This is a genomic window from Pseudomonadota bacterium (assembly GCA_022361155.1).
Taxonomy (GTDB): domain Bacteria; phylum Myxococcota_A; class Polyangia; order Polyangiales; family JAKSBK01; genus JAKSBK01.
The window spans coordinates 1-2,621 of the sequence record JAKSBK010000401.1 but is presented as its reverse complement, the minus strand read 5'-3'; the positions used below and the strand labels follow the sequence as shown (position 1 = coordinate 2,621).

The 2,621-nt window shown below is 64.8% G+C and carries 4 protein-coding genes; 2 read left to right on the top strand and 2 right to left on the bottom strand.

From position 1 onward, the window contains the following. Positions 1 to 848, top strand: an 848-nt coding sequence (locus MJD61_15650; GenBank protein ID MCG8556701.1) for a helix-turn-helix domain-containing protein, incomplete at its 5' end; no start/stop codon positions are given. A gap of 6 nt (positions 849 to 854) precedes the next feature. Then, positions 855 to 1,061 carry a hypothetical protein gene (locus MJD61_15645; protein MCG8556700.1) on the top strand — a complete coding sequence of 69 codons (207 nt, stop codon included), beginning with the start codon at positions 855 to 857 and terminating at the stop codon, positions 1,059 to 1,061. A gap of 69 nt (positions 1,062 to 1,130) precedes the next feature. On the opposite strand, the gene MJD61_15640 is transcribed toward MJD61_15645, so the two are convergent. Both MJD61_15640 and MJD61_15635 read right to left on the bottom strand, forming a co-directional pair. Next, on the bottom strand, positions 1,131 to 1,799 hold the full coding sequence (locus MJD61_15640; GenBank protein MCG8556699.1) for an alpha/beta hydrolase: 669 nt from the start codon (positions 1,797 to 1,799) through the stop codon (positions 1,131 to 1,133). 235 nt (positions 1,800 to 2,034) lie between these two features. After that, on the bottom strand, positions 2,035 to 2,621 hold a 587-nt coding region (locus MJD61_15635), incomplete at its 5' end, for a transposase (protein MCG8556698.1).

The window sequence follows — 2,621 nt, the reverse complement described above, 5'->3', positions numbered from 1 at the left end:
GGTCGCGCACCGACCAGGCCAGCGCATACTTCTTCTGTGGCGGCGTTGCGCAATACCATCGAGCCCTTGATCCGGAGCTTTCGATTCGGCAGAACCTCCAAGCCACGATATTGTCGGAGTTTGCTCCGCTGTTCCGTGAGCCCGACTTCCTGCTGCGTGAAGAGCTTCGTGATCTTGAGAAGTACCACGCGGTGCTTGCCTCGGTAGCTTCAGGCGCCAACACGCTGGTCGCGATCGCGTCTCGGACGCAAGTCCCGCGTGGCAGCGTGCACTACTACACAGAAACCCTGAACGAGCTCGGCTACATCACCAAGAGCTACCCGCTCTCTCGACTGGGCGGCCGTCCACCCACCCGCAGCGTCCGCTTCGTGTTGGGCGATGCGCTCTTGCGCTTCTGGTTCCGATTCATTTTCCCCAACCAGAGCGCAATCCTCCGCCACGGCCCACGCGATGCCTACCGCCACTACGTCGCCCCCGAGCTCGACGCCTACTTTGGCTACTGCTTCGAGCTTCTGTGCCGCCAGCAGCTGCCGGCGATCTATCAGAGCGAAGGCGTGAACGGACGCTTCGAGGTCGGCGAGTTCTGGAACAAGCAGGTACAGATCGATGTCGTCGGCATCCGTGACGACGGCAGAACCGACCTCGGCGAGTGCAAGTGGGGTACGGTCCGGTCCGCGGTGGCCCTCGAGCGGCTGCTCGCACGCAAGCTCGCGGCCTTCCCCAATCCGAGCGGGCACACCCTGCACTCACGCCTGTTCGTACGCAACAGGCCCCGCGGCCTTCGTTCCGCACCGGGCACAAGCTGGCACGATCTTCGCGATCTGTACTCGGCACCGACTGCCGGCTAACCGCAAATGAAGCCGACCAACCGCTCGAACCCGCAGTCACGGCACAACGCGGGTCACGCAGCCATGCATCAAGCGCTGGCAGCCGGGCTTGGCCTGCTCTTTGCCGTGCTTGGCAACCTGATGGGTAAGCTCACCAAGAATTCCTTCGTGGGCATGCCGTCCGGTGACCGGGGGGAAAGGCGGCTTTCTGGGCGGCTTTCGTCATCGGCCTGACCCAACGAAAGGCACACTCCGCGACCGGCGACGGCGGCGCGGTTGGCTTTGCACAAAACGTCGGGTCCGCTAGCGATAGCGCTCGTGGAGCCAGCGCTTGATGACGCCGATTTCGTCGGGGCAGACTTCGTGCCCCATCGGAAACTCGTGCCACTCGATCGGCCGGCTAGGATCGAGTTGTCCTGCGGCATCGTGCGCATGACGGCCGCCGCGCATGGGCACTACCGGATCGTGGCGCCCGTGGCAAAACAGAGCCGGCGTCTGCCGATTCGCGGAAGCTGCTTCAGCAACGAAGTCGTCCGCCATGACCAGGTACGCGCTCAGTATCATCAAGCCTCGCAGCGCCACGGAGTAGCGCGACCCTACGTGCAGCGCCATCGCGCCCCCTTGGCTGAACCCGGCCAACACGACCTTCGCCGCGGGAATATCCCGGTCGTTCTCGCGAGCGATCAGGGCTTCGATCTTCAAGGCAGAGGCTCGGATTTGCTCTGCGTTTTCGCGCTCGGTGCCGAAATCGAACGTGCGAATGTCATACCATGCAGGCATGACCGCGCCGCCGTTGATGGTGACCGGGATCTGCGCTGCGTGCGGAAAGACAAACCGGATCTGCGGTAGCTCCAGGATCGGAACCAGGGGCTCAAAGTCATGGCCATCGGCTCCCAGACCGTGCAGCCAGATAACCGTCCCGGCCGGCTTGGCGTCGGGACTGACTTCTACACAAGGCAGGACATCGATCATGGTAAGCACTCCTTGAGCATCCTGAGGAGAGAGCATCCTCAAGCACATCCATTATAATGTCAGCTCAGGCGAGCCCGACACGTGTCTGTTGGGAGGGTCACGGGTCCGACGGGCGGGGCAAGCGGGGCCCACAAGGCGGCGTCCGCGTTTGGAGCAAGTGGTGCCCAGTTCCGGGCGCTCCACTCGTGTTCACGGCTGCCCCACTAGAGAGCATCGCGGCCGGCGAGTGGCTCGCTCAGGCGGCGTTGCGCGCGTAGAGATGGCTGGCCGCCCGGACGCCCTTGACGTGCTGCTGGCCCCGGCGGGCACCTTCCAGTCGGATGCGCTCGACCTGCCCCACCATCCCGAAGAACGTGCGGGCGTATTGCTGCACCGAGCCGACGAACGTCTCGGCATTCAGCCCTGCTCGCTCGACCAGCGGGGCCAGCTCTTCGGGGAGCACGCCGCGTTGATCCGTGCGGATCGCTTGACCCGTGTGACGCACCAGCTGCTCGTAGTCGTCGAACAGCATCGGAATAGGTTCGCGATCACGGCCATCCCGGGGGCTAGCTACCTCGGGCGCCACCGGAGACTGAAACGGCAGCAGCTCCGCTAGCTTCGAGCGGCGGCGGCGAGCCTTGCGCTTGGGGGCCTTGGGCTTGGGCTTGCTCGCGCCCGCGTCCCTGCTTGCTTTGGCCTCCCGCTGCGCTGCCTGCCGCAGCCGCTCCTGGATCGAGGTGAAGTCCGAGCCCTCCAGGCTCTTGGCGATGCCCGCGCGCACCGGGTTCAGGTCCACGTACGTCATGCAGGTCAAGAGCGCCCCTTCGTCCAGCAGGGCCTGGC